This window comes from Rhodococcus sp. 05-339-2, assembly GCF_002258965.1.
Taxonomy (GTDB): Bacteria; Actinomycetota; Actinomycetes; order Mycobacteriales; family Mycobacteriaceae; genus Rhodococcoides.
In genome coordinates, this window is record NZ_NOYW01000008.1 from 437,441 (window position 1) to 452,768 (window position 15,328).

The window sequence follows — 15,328 nt, forward strand, 5'->3', positions numbered from 1 at the left end:
GGTACGACGCGGCGCTCCACCGAAAGTCGTAGGCGATCGCGCTACTGTGGAAGTACGCATACAGGACATACGAAATTCGGGAGTCGATGATGGCAGGCAAGAAGATCGACAGAGTGCACGCACAGTCCGCGTTGGAGACGGTGCGCGAGAACCCCGGCATCGCATTGATCGCCGCCGTGCCAGTACTGGCGGTAGCGGGACTGGTCTGGTGGCTGCTCGGGTTCCCCGCGTTCCTGCTGCTTCTCATCGCAGCAGGCGGAGTTCGGTACCTCTACGCCGGGCGTCGCTGACTACCGACAAGCACTGATCACTGATCGGCGCGCGGGATGCAGAACTCTGTGATGGTTGCCGAGCCTGCGGCCAGCTCTGCCCAGGACGCCTCGGTGGTCAGAACGGCGATGGCCGAGGTGGGAAAGCGGTGTCGCACCTCGCGGGCCAGGTCGGTGTCGTCGTCGGCCGCCAGTTCGAGTGCGGTCCAGGGGATTCCGGGTTCGTGCCCGACGACCAGCAAGGTCGATACCGTCACGTCGTCGAAGTAGGTGTCGGCCAACCGGATCTCGTCGATGATCTCGTCGGCGGATCCGCCGTAGATGTCTCGCTCGAAGCGGGTGGGTAAGTCGCCGAGACCGGTAGCAGCCAGGGTCTCGCGGGTGCGCAGAGCCGTCGAGCACAGCACTGCGTCGACTGTGCCGACGTGCTCGCCGATCCAGGCTCCCGCGAGCGCGGCCTCGCGTTGGCCGCGGGCGGCCAGGGGGCGTTCGTGATCCGGTACTCCGTCGGGGTAGCCGGATTTGCCGTGCCTCATCAGCACGAGGGTCCTAGTGGTCGCCATGCCGTCCACCGTAAACGGTCAGGGCGGCGGGATCGGGAAGAACGTCCACCTGCTCCGGGAAGACGAACTTGCGCATCGCCCACCATCGGAAAGCGGTTGCCAGCAACGTGCCGATGATGGACCCGCTGACGAAGTCGGCGATGTTCTCGGTGAGGAAGGACACGTTCGGCGAACGCAGATCCAGCATGTAACTCGACACCCACAGCGGTAGCTGGTTGATTGCCAGGCCGGTTCCGGCGACGGCGAAGAACAGCGCTGCCTCGTGGTGGCGACGTCGTCCGCCGCGTGCTGTGAACGACCATTCCCGGTTGAGGATGTACGACACGATCGTCGCGATCAGCACGGCCAGAACGTTCGCTGTCACCGGCTTGTCCTGCAGGATCGTCCACTTCAGGCCGAAGAACAGTACGACGGTGACGACGAAGGTGATCGCTCCGACGATGAGGAACTTGAGGGCCTCGGCGTGCTTGACGAGGGGCTCGAGCCAGCGCTGCGGAACGTGGTCGGTGAGGCGGTCGGACACATGCATCCCATCGACGTTACCTCGAGTAACGGATCGGGCCGGATTCGTCGCGGCTGCGAAGAGGGCCTAGAGCCGCGTTTTCAGGTGGTCCCGCAGCATTCGACGGACCTCTTCGGTCGCGAGTTGCTCGGGATATGTCACTGCCTGCAACGTCAGTCCGTCGACGAAGGCGTGCAGTTCGGCAGCCGCGCGTTCGTGCGTGGCGGTGTCGAAGGTGAAGGCGGGGGAGTTCGGTCGATCGAGGTCGTGCAGGTGTGCCCACGCGAGTCGGCACAGATACCGGCTGCCGAACCACCCGGCCGTCTTGAGGGTGGAGAGTCGTTCGTCGACTCTGGCTCGCACGATCGCTTCGAGCCACACCGACGCCTCGGCGCGGCGGTCCTCGTCGAGTGGCAGCATCTCCTCGAGGACGCGGATAGCTCGCGCCAGGCCGTCGCCCTCGGTGGAGTGCGCCTCCAACCGCGCTACGACGCGTTGCGTCATGGCCTCGGCCGCGAACAGGACGAGTTCTCCTTGGTCGGAGAAGTAGTACCGCAGTGATCCGGGGGACACGCCGGCTTCGGCGGCGACGCTGCGTACCGTCGCCCCGTCCATTCCTGCTCGTTCGATGACGCGCCATACGGCGGCGACGATCTCCGCCCGGCGCGCATCGTGGTCGACGATCTTCGGCATCGGTCTGTTCTAGCACGAGCAAATCGTTTTCACACACTTGTACTGAAATCCTGTTACGGTACAGCTGTGTCAATACAGCTGACCGGACTCGCGCTGGTGGACAGCATCGGCGTCGGGACCCTTGCGGTTCCGCTGTGGATGATGCTGCGGCCGTCGTTCCGGGCGCGTGTCGTTCTGCTGCATCTGGGTGTGGTGGGTCTGCTCTACCTCGGGGTCGGCATCGCGGTGTGGGCGGCCACCGATGGCTCGACCGTGGCGATTCCCGGCGACGCGCGGATTCGGTTGGCGGTGGGTCTTGTGGTTCTGGTCGTGGGCCTGCTCTGTGACCGTCGGCGGCGAGCCTCGGGCAGTGCGTGGTGGACGCGGCCCCCGGGGAGTGTTCGCGGGGTGGTCCTGCTCGCGGTCGCGGTGGGCGCGTTGGAGGTGGCGACGATGCTGCCCTATTTCGCAGCGATCGACGCGGTACGTGATGCCGGATTGGGGTGGGAGTTCTCGTCGCTGCTGCTCGCGGCGTACGTGCTCGTGACACTCTCACCTGCCCTCGTCCTACTCGCCGCCAGAGTGGCTGCGCAGGAGCGTGTTTCGTCGCTCGCGTCAAGGCTGCTGCGACGCGTGGATCGCTGGAGCGGGGACGTGTCGGCAACGGTGTTGCTCGTGGTGGGCGCACTACTGGCCGCGAATGCGGCGATCGAATTGAACCTGGTCTGAATCGACGAGAGGAAACACGATGAATGCACGAGATGCGCGCAGCATCGTCATGATCGTCGCCGGCGCGGCGCTGGCACTGTTCTTCTGGGACCTGCAGGTGTTCTGGTTCCAGGGCGGTCCGATCGGCTGTGTTCTGGTGGTGCTCGCGATGGTGGACGTATGGGAATCGCGTCGCGGCACCCCGAAGAAGGGGCTGCTCGCGGAACTGCGGGACGACATCGTCGGCAGCAAGGATTCGTGCGACCCATCCGAGCGTGACACTCGACCGTGAGCGGGCCCTGTCGGTTCGCGTATCGCAAGGACGGTACTGAATTCTCGGCCCAGGCGTGATAAACAAGCTGTTCGGCGATCTGTATCGAGCGGAATGGTGGTGACCTGGTGACGACCGGTGTCGGCGCGGAACTCGCTCGCTCGCCTCGGCGTGGTCTGACCGCTGCCGGCACCGCGGCGATGGTCCTGGGTCTGGTCGCCGGTTGGGTCGTCGTCTACTCGGTGAGCCTGATGGGTGCTCTGTGGCGCTTCCGTGAACCCGACGCGCCGGCACCGACGCTGTCCATGGGGGACCAGTGGGCCGATCTGGCGGTGGGTGCGGCGCAGGTGACGGTCGGTGCCGTGGCGATCGCCGTCGTCTGTCTCGTTCGGCGTCGGAAGCTGCCTGCGGTGTGGCCCGCCCGCAGTGGCACTGCGCTCGAGGCCGCGCTCACCTGGTGCGCGGCGATCGGTGCCGCGTCTGCTGCGCTGCTCGTCTTGTCTCGCATGGACATCGTCCGATTCAGCTTCTCGGTTCCGGCCTCGGTCGAATCCGATTGGCTCGCTGTGGTTTCTGCGCTCGCAGTGGGTCTACGCGAGGAGCCGATTCTGGTGGCGCTACCGGTGTTGCTGCTCGTGGGCCGGCTCCCGATCTGGGCGATCATGGCGTTGTCGGCGACGATGCGAGGCCTCCTCTACATGTACTTCGGTGGCGGCGGATTTCTGTGGGCACTGTGCTGGGGTGCCGCGGCGGTCTGGGTGTTCTACCGCTACCGGCGGCTGTGGGTGTTGATCGCCGTCCACGGACTGGTGATGAACATCCAGGTGTTCGATCGAGTGATTCCATCCGAGAATTCGGCGACCGTTCTGCAGTGGATCAACATTCTGATCCTGTTCGCGGCGCTGCTGTGGTGGCTCACCCCGCGTGCGCTGGAGGCGTTCCTGCCGAACACGGTGGCCGTTCGGTACGGCGATGCGACCGTCGAGACGACTCCGGTGGTGGCCGAGGTGGTCCTGAACCCCGAGAAACTCGACCCCGACGAGTCCAGACGAGAGCCGCCGGTCAAGCCCTGACCATGCGGGCTTCGCGGCACTCCCAGATCGGGTCGAATTTCTCGGTGCCGTCCAGCTCGAATCGATGCTTGCGGTAGAACGCCACCGCACGATCGTTGGCCGCTGCCACCCACAGGTATGTCGATGCCTCCCGGTCGACGACGGTGTCCATCAGTTCTGTTGCGACTCCGGTGCCGTGGTGCTCGGGCACGACGTTCAGTGACCACAGTTCGGTCGGTGCCGGCGGATCGTCGTCGCGTGGTGGTCCGCCGGTGGCGAAACCGACGATGCGTGAACTACTGGTTTCGACGGCGCAGCGGGTCCGCACACCGCGGCTCGACTGCTCGTCGCGGCGGGCGATGATCTGCTCCCATCGTTCGATGCGGTCGCGGGGGCGGATTGCATCGAGCTTGGCTCTGTTCATCATTCCCGCGTACGTCGCTTTCCAGATCGCCACGTGCGCTGCACCGAGCTGTTCTTCGTCGCCTGGGCGGATGTCGCGAATCGTGTAGCCGGCCACGGTTGTAGTTGTACCGCTACGGCTCGTGTTGTTCGTCGGATTTTCTTGTCGGACCCCTCTCGTACTATCGAATGCATGTTCGATAACGGTGGGTGGGGGGTGGCGCAGACGCCGCCGGTCGACGACTGTATCGCGGGCGTTCTCGACGTCATTGCACTCAATCGTGTCAACGAGAACCTTGCTCGGGCGGCGACCGTGCTCGCGTACTGCGACGTGCTCGAGATGCGCCTCGAAGCAGCCGAAGCCGACGGCGGAGATCCGGGCGAGACCGTCCGCGGTGCCCTGTGCGATCTCGCCGTGACGATGACCGGAACGCGTCGCGATGCGTCCGTTGTGCACGATGTCGCGGAGCGTCTGCATCGAATGCCGTTGACCGCCTTGCGTTTCGTGACCGGCAGCTTCGACTGGTCGACGGTGGTCACGATCACCTCGGTGCTGCACCGCGCCGGTGACGAGACCATTGCAGCGATCGAGCACGAGGTCTGTGCGGCGGGTGGCCGGATGCGTCCGCAGGCGTTACGCAACCGGATCTGGCGGCTGTGGATGAAAGCCGATCCGGTCGGAGCCGCAGCGGCCCGAGAGACCGCGAAGTCCGAGGAGGTCGGTGTGCGGATCGACCGCACCGGTCCGGGCGGGATCGCATCGCTCATTGCGAAGATCACCGATCTCGAAGCAGCCGAAGCGGACGCACTCATCGTCGAGATCGTCGGGACGGTCTGCAAGCGCGACCCACGATCGACGGGCACGCTGCGGGCCGCGGGTCTGATGGCGTTGCTGCACGGCGAGCATTCACTGGTGTGTCAGTGCGATCGCGGCGACGACTGCCAGGTGGCCGGCGCTGCCGACGATATCCCTCCTCGACGCGGGCATCTCCTCCAGATCGTGGTGGCGGTGGAGACGCTGCTGGGGCTGTCCTCGGAGCCCGCGACCCTCGCCGACGGCACGCCCATCGACCCCGAAGTGGCGCGCATCGTTGCCACGGACGCGAAATGGCAGGCGCTGCTCACCGAGCTGGTCGAGATGCTGAAACCCGACCAGAGAAATTCGGGCGACGACGGATCGAACGACGGTGGCCCCGATGACGACGGCCAGGGTAGCGGTGGCCCCGATGACGACGGCCCGGATGGCGACGGTGGACCTGACGACGGCGGCGGTTCTGGCGACGGCAGCACGTGCAGCCCCGACGGACCGGCCCCGGAACGCCCCGATGGTGGTTCGGACTCCGGGCCCGGCCGTGCCGACTCCCGCAGCGGCGATGTGTCTGGTTCGGTGTCGAGTCCGTTCGGGCCGTTCTCGACGGCTCCGCCGCTTTTGCGTCGGGTCGTCGGCATGGGCCGGGTGCGTGGTGCCGCCGAGCTTCCGTCCGTGCGCCTCGTGGACGCTCACTGCCTCCCATGTGCAGTCCCGCTATTGGGGGAGGAGTCTGTCCGCGATGGGCTCGTTGCACGGTGGCTTGCATGGATTGACGATCAGCCCGAGCGTGCTCGCGGCATCTTTCCCGACGGTCATGGCGGCGAATCGGCTCCGTCGCAGTCGGCGGTGACGTATCGGCCCGGTGCCCGCGTCGTCGCGTTCGTTAGGGCTGCGTATCGCACCTGTACGTTTCCGAATTGCGACGTGCCGTCGGCTCGGTGCCAGATCGATCATCTGGTTCCGTTCGATCACGACGATCCCGAGCGCGGCGGCTGGACGATCGTGACCAATCTTCAGCCGGTGTGCGTCTTCCATCATCAGGCGAAGACCTCGGGGGCGTGGTCGGCGGCGATGCTCGCCGGAGGGGCGATTCTGTGGTCGAACTCTGTCGGTCTACGTGCGGTCTCGTTGCCGGACTTCTCGATCGCCTCGCCTCTCCGACGCCACCGCCGCCGTCGAAAAAGTACATCGGCCGGGACGTCGGTGTCCCCGGCCGAACCCACCCGTTGGGAGCTCGAGTACGGCGGGTGTGCACCGCCGACACTCGACGACTTTCGTTGTGCAGCAACGGAAAACGAGAGGGAGAAGCTCGCGGGGAAGAGGCGGGCCTACCTCGAGCACTGTCGTGTCGTCCATGCGCGTGTTCGGTACGACCGCACCCGATACGACCCTCCGCCATTCTGAACAACACCGTGCCGGTGTGGCACAGGCCGCTGGCCTGCTACCTTGAACGCCGTTCAAGTCTCTGGGGCAGGTCACCGTCCCACTCCTCGAGGAGCCACCCGTGTCAGATGTAGACCGCAGTACTCGCCGGCCGAGCCGTAAGGTCGGGCGAATGAACGTCTCGGCCCGCGACATGGCGCAGATCGCAGTGTTCGCAGCACTCATCGCCGCGCTCGGCCTGCCGGGATCAATCACGGTCGGATTCTCGGGTGTGCCCATCACCCTGCAGACCCTCGGCATCATCCTGTCGGGTGCCATCCTCGGACCCCGCAAGGGCACGGCGGCGGTCCTGGTGTTCCTCGCCCTGACGATGATCGGTCTGCCGTTGCTGGCGGGCGGGCGTACCGGCCTCGCAGCGGTGGCCGGGCCCACCGTCGGGTACCTCGTCGGCTGGATCCCGGCTGCATTCCTGATCGGCCTGCTCACTGCGCGAATCCTGCCCAAGTACTCGATCGTGCTCGGCCTGCTGATCAACGCGGTCGGCGGAATCCTGGTCGTCTACGCATTCGGCATCATCGGGCTCGTTCTGCGCACCGATGTCGGACTCTGGGCCGCCGTCACGTCCAACGGACCGTTCCTGCCCGGTGACATCGCCAAGGTCGTCGTCGCCACCGTCGTCGCCAAGAGCGTCCACCGTGCGTACCCGGGCCTGATCAAGGCGTGACCCTCGAGCTGGGAGGTCGAGGCAACGGCACCGCGATCGTCCGGGCGGGTCGCGTGCTCACGTACACGGACCTCGACGCAGCCGTCGAGCAGTGGCCTCACCTCCCGGTGCACGATGCATCGGCGCTCGATCTGCCCGAGGCGTTGATCTGTGTGTTCGCGGCGGCCAGGCAGGGCAGTGCGGTGCGGGTCGAGGATCCGGCCATCAGGCCGGAACGTGCCGACGAGCAGAGTCCCGACGCGTTCCTGCTGGTGGCGACCTCGGGCTCCACCGGTCGCCCGAAACCGCTCGCTCGCACCGTCGCGTCGTGGGTCGACAGCTTCTCGGAGTTCACCGCCATCTCCGGTATCCGACGGACCGACACCGTGCTGATCACCGGACCGCTGCACGCCACGATGCACCTGTTCGCCGCGGTGCACGCACTGTGGCTGGGGGCGTGCATCACCGACGATCCTGCGCAGGCCACTGCCGTTCATGCGGTGCCTGCGGTACTCCGTGACGTCCTCCACCGGATGCCTCACGCGAGGGTTGCCGTCGCTGCCGGTGCCGGTCTCGACGATGCTGCCGCGCAGACGATCTCGGCGCAGGACATCAGGCTGGTCGAGTACTACGGCTCGGCGGAGCTGTCGCTGGTGGCGGCACGAGTCGTGGGCGAGCACTCGTCACTGAGGCTGCTCCGTGACGTCGAAGCACGCACCGAGGACGGGTACCTGTTCGTTCGATCGCCGTACGCTGCACTGGGTGCGCGCGATTGGTTCGGCGTCGGTGATCTGGCCGAACTGAACGGCTCCGAACTCCTCGTCCACGGCCGCGGGGATGCAGCGATCAACGTGGGCGGAACCACCGTGATCGCCGAGGACGTGGAGAACATCCTGACCGCACTGGACGGCGTCCGAGCTGTGGCAGCGATCGGCACACCGCACGCGGTTCTCGGCGAAACAGTCTCTGCCATAGTCGAACTCGACGGAACCCGCGACCTCGATCTCGTTCGCGCCGACGCGCGCACGATCATGGCCAAGGAAGCACTGCCGCGACGGTGGACGGTGGTGGAGCAACTGCCCCGCACCTCGAGCGGCAAGATCGCGCGAGGGGCATTGCAGGGAACGGCCCTGCAATGACGATCCCTGCTGTGCATGCGCCCGTGATAGTTGCGGCGAAACGCACGGCAATCGGTATCGCCGGGCATGGCTTCGCCGATGTCACCGCCCCCGAGTTGGCCGCTCCTGTGCTCAAAGCTGTTGCGGCAGAGGTCGGCTCACTCGACATCCCGATCGACGACGTGATCCTCGGCAACTGCCTCGGTCCCGGCGGCGACGTCGCACGTGTCTCGGCGCTGCTCGCGGGTCTCGGTCTCGACGTTCCAGGTGTCACCGTCGATCGGCAGTGCGGATCCGGACTCGACGCCGTCGTGCAGGCCGCGTCGCGCATCCGCAGCGGCGACGAGACACTGATTCTGGCCGGTGGCGTCGAATCTGCCAGCACCAGTCCGTGGCGATTCTGGCCACCGGTCGACGGTGAAGCACCCGTCCGCTACACGCGAGCGCCGTTCGCGCCACCCGGCTTCGCGGACCCGGACATGGGCGTGGCGGCGGACGACCTCGCGCGAATCCGCGGTATCGGACGCGAGCGCCAAGATGCCTACGCGGCACAGTCCTTCGCGCGCGCGGCGGTCTGCGACTTCTCGGCCGAGATCGTCACCGTGAACGACGTCGCAACCGACGAGCGTATCCGCCCCAACATGACCGCTCAGCGGCTCGGGAGGCTGCGCCCCACCTTCACCTCCGACGGCACCGTCACCGCGGGCAACTCCTGCGGAATATCCGACGGCGCAGCGATTCTGGCCGTCACCACGGCCGAGCGCGCAGCCGGGATGCCGGCGTTGCGCATCCTCGGTAGCGCGGTCGCAGGGTCCGACCCGGCTCTTCCGGGACTGGGTCCGGTGCCGGCGATCGAGAAACTGCTCGCCCGCACCGGGGTGCGCATCGCCGATATCGACACCGTCGAGATCACCGAGGCGTTCGCGTCGGTGGTGCTCGCGGTCTCGGACGAATTGGGCCTCGACGAAGGTCTCATCTGTCCGGAGGGTGGGGCCATCGCCATGGGGCACCCGTGGGGAGCGTCGGGCGCAATTCTACTGGTACGGTTGGCATCTCGAATGCTGCAACCCGGAGGACCGGCATTGGGCCTGGCGGCCTGCGCCATCGGCGGCGGGCAAGGGATAGCGATGCTGGTGGAGCGAGCAACATGAGCGAGGTTGTATGAGTACGGTCAGGTTCGAGAACATTTCGCACTCGTTCGGGGAACGGCAGGTGCTCTGCGGCATCGACCTCGAGTTCGACGAGCGGCGCATCGGCATCATCGGATCCAACGGCTCGGGCAAGTCGACGCTCGCCCGGATGATCAACGGTCTGATCAAGCCCGATACCGGCCGCGTCACGGTCGACGGCGTCGATGCCGCGAAGAAGGGTGCGCAGGTTCGCAAGAAGGTCGGCTTCGTGTTCACCGATCCCGATTCGCAGATCGTGATGCCCACGGTCGCAGAGGATCTCGCTTTCTCGTTGCGCAGGTCCGGCCTGAGCAAGGCCGAGGTGGCCGAGCGGGTGGACGAAATTCTGGTCCGGTTCCGTCTGGATCGGCACCGCGACCATCCGGCGCACCTGCTCTCGGGTGGACAGAAGCAGCTGCTCGCCATCGGCGCAGTCCTCATCCGACGGCCGGAGGTGGTCGTTGCGGACGAACCGACAACGCTGCTCGATCTGCGCAATGGTCGCGTCGTCGCGCAGGCTCTGGATTCGATGGATCAGCAAGTCATCGTCGTGACCCACCAACTGGCACTGTTGGACAGCTTCGAGCGCGTCATCGTCATCGACGACGGGCGTGTCGCATTCGACGGGGCTCCCGCCGCGGCCGTTCCGGCCTACCGAGAGCTGATCGGATGATCGGTCTCTACCGGCCCGGGACCTCGCTGCTGCACCGGATGAGCCCGGGATCGAAGTTGCTGGCACTGATCGTCGCGATCCTGGCGACGGTGATCTTCGCGCGCACTCCGCTCGAAGTAGGTGTGGTGGCGTTGCTGGTCGCGGCGTTGTTCGCAGTGGCTCGCATTCCGGCGAAAGTGGCACTGGCGCAACTACGTCCGGTGCTGTGGATGCTGTTGATCATCGGTGTGTTCCAGGTGATCATCACTACCTGGCAGCGGGCTGTGGTGGTGTGTGGGGTGCTGGTGATCTCCGTTGCTCTGGCGGCTCTGGTCACCCTCACCACCCGGGTGACCGACATGCTCGATACCGTCACCGGGGCGCTCGGTCCCGTCCGACGCTTCGGCGTCGATCCGGATCGCATCGGACTGCTCCTGGCTCTCGCCATTCGGTGCATCCCGCTGCTCGCGTCCATCGTGCAGGAGGTGTCGCAGGCGCGTAAGGCACGCGGACTGCAGTGGTCGATGACGGCGCTGGCAACCCCGGTCCTGGTGCGTGCTCTCCGTACCGCCGACGCTATGGGAGACGCGCTCGTCGCGCGCGGTGTCGATGACGATGACGTGAGAAGAGACGATGAGGAGTGAGTTGCTCGCCGCCCGAATAGCGCGGCATTCCGACAGTCCCGAGGCGGCGGTCGTCGATGCGACCGGGGAGATCTCCTATCGCGAATTCTGGGGTGCGGTGGAACGCACCGCGGGCTCGTTGGCGGGCACGAGTCGCATCGCGGTGCTGCCGACGTCGGATATCGGATCCTTGGTGGTCGTCGTCGCGGCGATGCGTGCCGGGGTGAGTGTCGTTCTGCTGCATCGACATCTGTTGGCTCATGAATTCGCCGACGCCATGGCGGTGTGCCGGCCCTCGCTGATTGTCGCGCATCCGCGTCGGCACGGGCGGTTGCATGGTTGGGGTGCAGGCAACGTGGTCGCACCGGACGGTCTTGCACTCGGGACCACCGAAATCATCGCCACGCCCACACCGAAATCGGAGTTGCTCGTGGGCGTCACCTCCGGAACCACCGGTCCGCCCAAGTTGTTCGTGCGCAATCAGGCGTCGTGGGCGGCGACGCTGGATCGCTCCGATGCCCTGTTCGATCTCGGTCCGGGGGATCGGGTGTCCGCGCCCGGCACTCTCGATCACACGCACTTCCTCTACGGTGCGTTGCACGGGCTGACCAGGGGTGCGACGGTCGACCTGCGGGAGCCGACAGCTGCGCTCGAAGATGCTGCGACTCATCTGTATTCGGTCCCGACCATTGCCTGGGACATCGCTCGTTCGGGAGTGCGATCGGCGAGTGTCCGTGAGGTGCTCTCGTCTGCGGCGCGGTGGGCGGAATCGGGTAGGGCAGCGCTGGCGGCGGTACTGCCCAACGCAGGGCTGACACACTTCTACGGGGCGTCCGAGCTGAGTTTCGTGTCCTACGACCGAAGTGAACGCGATGGCGCAGAAATCAGTGGGCAGGTGTTCGACGGGGTCGAGATCGAGATCAGGGACGAGCTGCTGTACGTCCGCAGCGACATGCTGTTCGACGGCTATCTGAGCCGAGTGGGAGACCACACGACCCTGACGAACGGTCCGGACAGAAACGGATGGATGACGGTCGGCGATCGCGGCAGAGTCGACGACGGTCGCCTGACCTTGCGCGGCCGCGGCAGCGAGACGATCGTCCGGGCCGGTCTCACGGTGGAGTTGACTCCCATCGAGGCAGCCCTGCTCGCAGTTCCCGGTGTGCTCGAGGCCGGGGTGGTCGGGTTGCCCCACGACCGAACCGGCGAGGAACCTGCGGCCGGAGTCGTTGTGGCGCAGAACGATCCGATATCGGTGGCTCGGATTCGCCGGCACCTACGCACCGTACTGCCGGGTCCCAGCCTGCCGGTGGTGCTCGCCATCGTGGACAGCCTGCCGCGTACGCCGCGCGGCAAGCTCGATCGTCAGGCTCTGGCGGCAACCTTGGCCACGGTGCGCACCGTCGGCTCGCCCGATGCTCCTGTGACGACGAACCAGACGGTGAGCGCCCCTCCGTCGTAGCGGTGGCGCAGAGTGACACGCTCGTTCGCCAACACCGGGCTCAGGTATTCGATGACGGCTCGGTGCGGCGCGGCAGCCAGCTCGGGCACGTCCACCAGCAACTCCTCGATCGCATGCCAGTAGACAGCGTTGTTGAGGTGGTTGAACGGATCGATATCGGTTGCACGCAAAGGAAATTCGAGGTCGGTCGGCGATTCGGCCTGCACCGGCTCGGTCAACCACGCCTTCCATCGCAACCGGTGCTGATCGGTGGTGCGTCCCAGCATTTCCAGTGCGCCGTCACTGATGCGGGTCGGCATTCCGGTGTCCTTGCTGATGTTGATCCAGAAGCCCTCGGTCTCGATGCGCCCACCCTTCGGTGTCGTCAGTGCCACCCGCATGTTGGACCATCGCGTCGACATCGAGGAACACCAGCGCCGCATATGGACGCGGTCCGGGAAGTGGATCGGCTCGAAGACGTCGATGACGGTGCGTCGCACGATCCACATCGGATCGGTCTTGCCCAACGGTGTGGCATCGAGGTTGTCGGTGCCGATGTCCTGCAGGTAGCGGGCAACGCCGTCGAACCGCAGTCGGTTGTTCGGATCGATGTCGCCGGTCCGCACCGGCCAGCTGGCCTCGAAACCCTCACCGGGCGGCGGCTCCGGTGCCAGTTCGTCGTCGAAGCCTGCCGGTTCCACGCGTGCATTGGTCACGATGGCACTGTACGCGGACAGGCCGAATGTGCACTGTCAGACGATGTGCCGGGCCCGCATGCCGTCGAACACCGGTGCCACACGCACCACGTCTCCGGTGGTGGGAGCGTGCACCATCTGCCCGTTTCCCATGTAGATCGCCACGTGACCCGGCCCGGCTGGGCCGAAGTTTCCGAACAGCAGGTCGCCCGGTTGCGCGAGCTCCATCGGGACCTCGGTGCCCACGTTCCACTGGGTTTCCGAGGTGCGGGGCAGTGTCACTTTCCCGCCCGAGGCCTTGTACAGGGCATACGACGTCAGGCCTGAGCAGTCGAATCCACCGCCGGACGGCCCGTTGATGTTTCCGCCGCCCCATACGTACGGCAGTCCCAGGTAGTCCATCGCCAACTGCACCGATCGGCCGCCGATTCCGGTGAGGTCGAGTCCGGCGAAGGGCGTCAGGATCGCGGCGAACTGCGCTTCGGTCGCTCGGATGCGAGAGACGTACGGCTTGGTCTGCGTCTCGTAATCGAATGTGCCCGAGGGCATGCCGCCCGATCGCAATACAGCCCCTGCGCCTGCGTTGTATCCGGCCAGGGTCAGATCCAAGGTGTCACCGGACACCTTGCCCTCCCGCTTCCACCCGTCGACCTGTCCGTAGATATCGCACAGCAGTGTGCCCGACGCCATCACCGAATCACCGATGCTGTTGACGTCGGCGACGCCGTTGCCGTCGTAGTCCTTGCCGTACGTGGCCCATGTGCCGGGCATGAACTGCCCCGGTCCCTGCGCGCCGGTGCTCGAGACCGGAGCGGTCGGGCCGTGTCGAAAGCCGTTCTCGGCGGCATACAGTGCCGCGATGGTCGTCGCCTTGACGCCGCCGCAGATGTTGCCTGCCTTCTGCAGCCACGGCACGAAGGCCGTGATGGCTCCCACTGCACCCAAACCGATCGGGCCCACGTTGATGCCGGTGAACGTGGCGGGTTGACCGGGGAACAGCGCACGCCGAATGGCCTCGGCCGACGCCATGAACGCGGTCTGGGTGGCGATGTCGGCGGCGGTGTACGTCCGGCCGGCGAATTGAACGGCACCCGCCCCGAGGGCGGCTGCGGTGGTGGACACCGCATTCGACGAGAACACACTGAACGGCAGTGGCGCAGAGGGGGAACCGGCAGTCGACGTGGTCGACAGTGCGGCGGGCAGGGCGGCAACAGCCGTCGGGTCGGTCGGTACCGCAGAACCCTCGGCCGTATCCGTGCCTGCTGCTTCTGCGCCTGCCGCCTCCGCGTCGGCTGCTTCGATGTCTTCCACCGTCGGCAGATCGGGGAGCATCGGTTCGGCGGCGGTGTGTATGCCCTCGGCGGCGTCGGAGAGGGTGCGGTCGGCGATGTCGGCGGCAGGTTCGGGCAGGGTCCCCAGGAGTTCGGTCCACTGATCACTCATCGTGTTCGCCTGATCCTCGGCATCGGCGGCAATCGCGGCCGCCTGATCCTTCACCGCCTGATCGGGAATCGGAGCCGGGGCGTCGGTTCCGGCGACAACTCCGGCGGCGGACACGATGACGGCAACGATGACTGCGAATGGATCGCCTGCCATGTATCGACTCCTGCTACTCGAACGACCTTCCCCGAGCCAGTGGCTGTGATCAGGCTCACTCGGGTGCTGCTCCCATCATGCACGGTGCAGACGTTCGACTCATGAGTTTTGCGAAACTGTCAGAACAGGGATGCCCAGTAGTCCGAGAAGCGGATTCCGATGAGCGCGACGACGATTGCGTACCACACCGCGAGCAGCGTCCACCGCCATTCGAGGAAGAGGCGGCCGACGGTGCCGCCGTTGTTCGGTCCGGAGCCGATCAGTCGGCTCAGAGCCAGCACGAACAACGGCATCGTCACCGCCCAGACCACCATGCAGTACGGGCACAGGGCGTTGATCTCGTACAGGCTCTCGAAGATCAGCCAGTGCACGAACACTTCACCGAGCAGCAGGCCGCCGCTCATGCCGAGCCAGAACCAATGCGGCAGTTCGACGCGGCCGAGCCACAGCACCCCGGCGACGAGCGCAACGGAGAACGCGACGATACCGAGGATGGGGTTCGGAAAACCGAACAGCGCAGCCTGTTTCGTCACCATCACCGACCCGCACGAGAGCACCGGATTCAGACTGCACGACGGGACGTACGACGCGTCCTCGAGCAGTTTGAATCGCTCGATCGTCAGCGTCAGCGCTGCGAGCAAGCCGAGAGCGCTGAACAGGGTGAAGACAGCGGCACCAGCGCGGGTTCTCATGTCGGT

General features: G+C 66.1%; 18 protein-coding genes. 11 read left to right on the forward strand and 7 right to left on the reverse strand.

The window, feature by feature from the left end:
• Positions 1–89: 89 nt before the first annotated feature.
• Positions 90–290, forward strand: coding sequence for a hypothetical protein (locus CH273_RS08410; RefSeq protein WP_032393980.1), 201 nt, complete (start codon positions 90–92; stop codon positions 288–290).
• A gap of 17 nt (positions 291–307) precedes the next feature.
• Here the strand turns inward: CH273_RS08410 and CH273_RS08415 are convergent, their stop codons facing one another.
• From CH273_RS08415 to CH273_RS08425, 3 genes are read right to left on the reverse strand one after another with little or no spacing between them, the layout of a single operon-like run.
• Positions 308–832, reverse strand: a complete 525-nt coding sequence (locus CH273_RS08415; RefSeq protein ID WP_032394193.1) for a SixA phosphatase family protein — start codon at positions 830–832, stop codon at positions 308–310.
• Positions 819–1,361 (reverse strand): GtrA family protein, encoded by a 543-nt coding sequence (locus CH273_RS08420; RefSeq protein ID WP_032393981.1) that lies wholly within the window; start codon positions 1,359–1,361, stop codon positions 819–821. The genes CH273_RS08415 and CH273_RS08420 overlap by 14 nt, the downstream gene beginning before the upstream one ends.
• A gap of 60 nt (positions 1,362–1,421) precedes the next feature.
• Entirely contained in the window at positions 1,422–2,027 is a 606-nt protein-coding gene (locus CH273_RS08425; RefSeq protein ID WP_032393982.1) for a TetR/AcrR family transcriptional regulator, read from the reverse strand.
• 66 nt (positions 2,028–2,093) lie between these two features.
• On the opposite strand from CH273_RS08425, the gene CH273_RS08430 reads away from it, so the two are divergent.
• The 3 genes from CH273_RS08430 (at position 2,094) to CH273_RS08440 (ending at position 4,058) form a co-directional block, all read left to right on the forward strand.
• Positions 2,094–2,735, forward strand: coding sequence for a GAP family protein (locus CH273_RS08430; protein ID WP_052049254.1), 642 nt, complete (start codon positions 2,094–2,096; stop codon positions 2,733–2,735).
• Positions 2,736–2,754: 19 nt separating this feature from the next.
• Entirely contained in the window at positions 2,755–3,006 is a 252-nt protein-coding gene (locus CH273_RS08435; protein WP_032393983.1) for a hypothetical protein, read from the forward strand.
• Between the two features lie 107 nt (positions 3,007–3,113).
• Positions 3,114–4,058 carry a CPBP family intramembrane glutamic endopeptidase gene (locus tag CH273_RS08440; protein WP_230596619.1) on the forward strand — a complete coding sequence of 315 codons (945 nt, stop codon included), beginning with the start codon at positions 3,114–3,116 and terminating at the stop codon, positions 4,056–4,058.
• On the opposite strand, the gene CH273_RS08445 is transcribed toward CH273_RS08440, so the two are convergent.
• Positions 4,048–4,557 carry a GNAT family N-acetyltransferase gene (locus tag CH273_RS08445; RefSeq protein ID WP_052049256.1) on the reverse strand — a complete coding sequence of 170 codons (510 nt, stop codon included), beginning with the start codon at positions 4,555–4,557 and terminating at the stop codon, positions 4,048–4,050. The two genes, CH273_RS08440 and CH273_RS08445, sit on opposite strands and share 11 nt — an antisense overlap.
• Before the next feature lie 75 nt (positions 4,558–4,632).
• On the opposite strand from CH273_RS08445, the gene CH273_RS08450 reads away from it, so the two are divergent.
• The 7 genes from CH273_RS08450 (at position 4,633) to CH273_RS08480 (ending at position 12,360) form a co-directional block, all read left to right on the forward strand.
• Entirely contained in the window at positions 4,633–6,654 is a 2,022-nt protein-coding gene (locus CH273_RS08450) for an HNH endonuclease signature motif containing protein (protein ID WP_143546190.1), read from the forward strand.
• 151 nt (positions 6,655–6,805) lie between these two features.
• A complete protein-coding gene (locus tag CH273_RS08455) occupies positions 6,806–7,357 on the forward strand; it encodes a biotin transporter BioY (RefSeq protein ID WP_179272889.1) in 552 nt (183 codons plus the stop codon).
• Positions 7,354–8,475 carry an AMP-binding protein gene (locus tag CH273_RS08460; protein ID WP_032393984.1) on the forward strand — a complete coding sequence of 374 codons (1,122 nt, stop codon included), beginning with the start codon at positions 7,354–7,356 and terminating at the stop codon, positions 8,473–8,475. Before CH273_RS08455 ends, CH273_RS08460 begins: the two co-directional genes overlap by 4 nt.
• The gene (locus tag CH273_RS08465; protein ID WP_032393985.1) at positions 8,472–9,605 is read left to right on the forward strand and encodes a thiolase family protein; all 1,134 of its coding nucleotides are present in this window, start codon (positions 8,472–8,474) and stop codon (positions 9,603–9,605) included. Before CH273_RS08460 ends, CH273_RS08465 begins: the two co-directional genes overlap by 4 nt.
• A gap of 10 nt (positions 9,606–9,615) precedes the next feature.
• A complete protein-coding gene (locus CH273_RS08470) occupies positions 9,616–10,296 on the forward strand; it encodes an energy-coupling factor ABC transporter ATP-binding protein (RefSeq protein ID WP_032393986.1) in 681 nt (226 codons plus the stop codon).
• Positions 10,293–10,919 carry an energy-coupling factor transporter transmembrane component T family protein gene (locus tag CH273_RS08475; RefSeq protein ID WP_032393987.1) on the forward strand — a complete coding sequence of 209 codons (627 nt, stop codon included), beginning with the start codon at positions 10,293–10,295 and terminating at the stop codon, positions 10,917–10,919. Before CH273_RS08470 ends, CH273_RS08475 begins: the two co-directional genes overlap by 4 nt.
• Positions 10,909–12,360, forward strand: coding sequence for an AMP-binding protein (locus tag CH273_RS08480; protein ID WP_032393988.1), 1,452 nt, complete (start codon positions 10,909–10,911; stop codon positions 12,358–12,360). Before CH273_RS08475 ends, CH273_RS08480 begins: the two co-directional genes overlap by 11 nt.
• On the opposite strand, the gene CH273_RS08485 is transcribed toward CH273_RS08480, so the two are convergent.
• The 3 genes from CH273_RS08485 to CH273_RS08495 all read right to left on the reverse strand — a co-directional run bounded on the left by CH273_RS08485 (position 12,264) and on the right by CH273_RS08495 (position 15,322).
• A complete protein-coding gene (locus CH273_RS08485) occupies positions 12,264–13,055 on the reverse strand; it encodes an acyl-[acyl-carrier-protein] thioesterase (RefSeq protein WP_371828352.1) in 792 nt (263 codons plus the stop codon). The two genes, CH273_RS08480 and CH273_RS08485, sit on opposite strands and share 97 nt — an antisense overlap.
• A 36-nt stretch (positions 13,056–13,091) precedes the next feature.
• Entirely contained in the window at positions 13,092–14,630 is a 1,539-nt protein-coding gene (locus tag CH273_RS08490; protein WP_032393989.1) for a C40 family peptidase, read from the reverse strand.
• Positions 14,631–14,749: 119 nt separating this feature from the next.
• Entirely contained in the window at positions 14,750–15,322 is a 573-nt protein-coding gene (locus CH273_RS08495) for a vitamin K epoxide reductase family protein (RefSeq protein ID WP_032393990.1), read from the reverse strand.
• Positions 15,323–15,328: the final 6 nt, after the last annotated feature.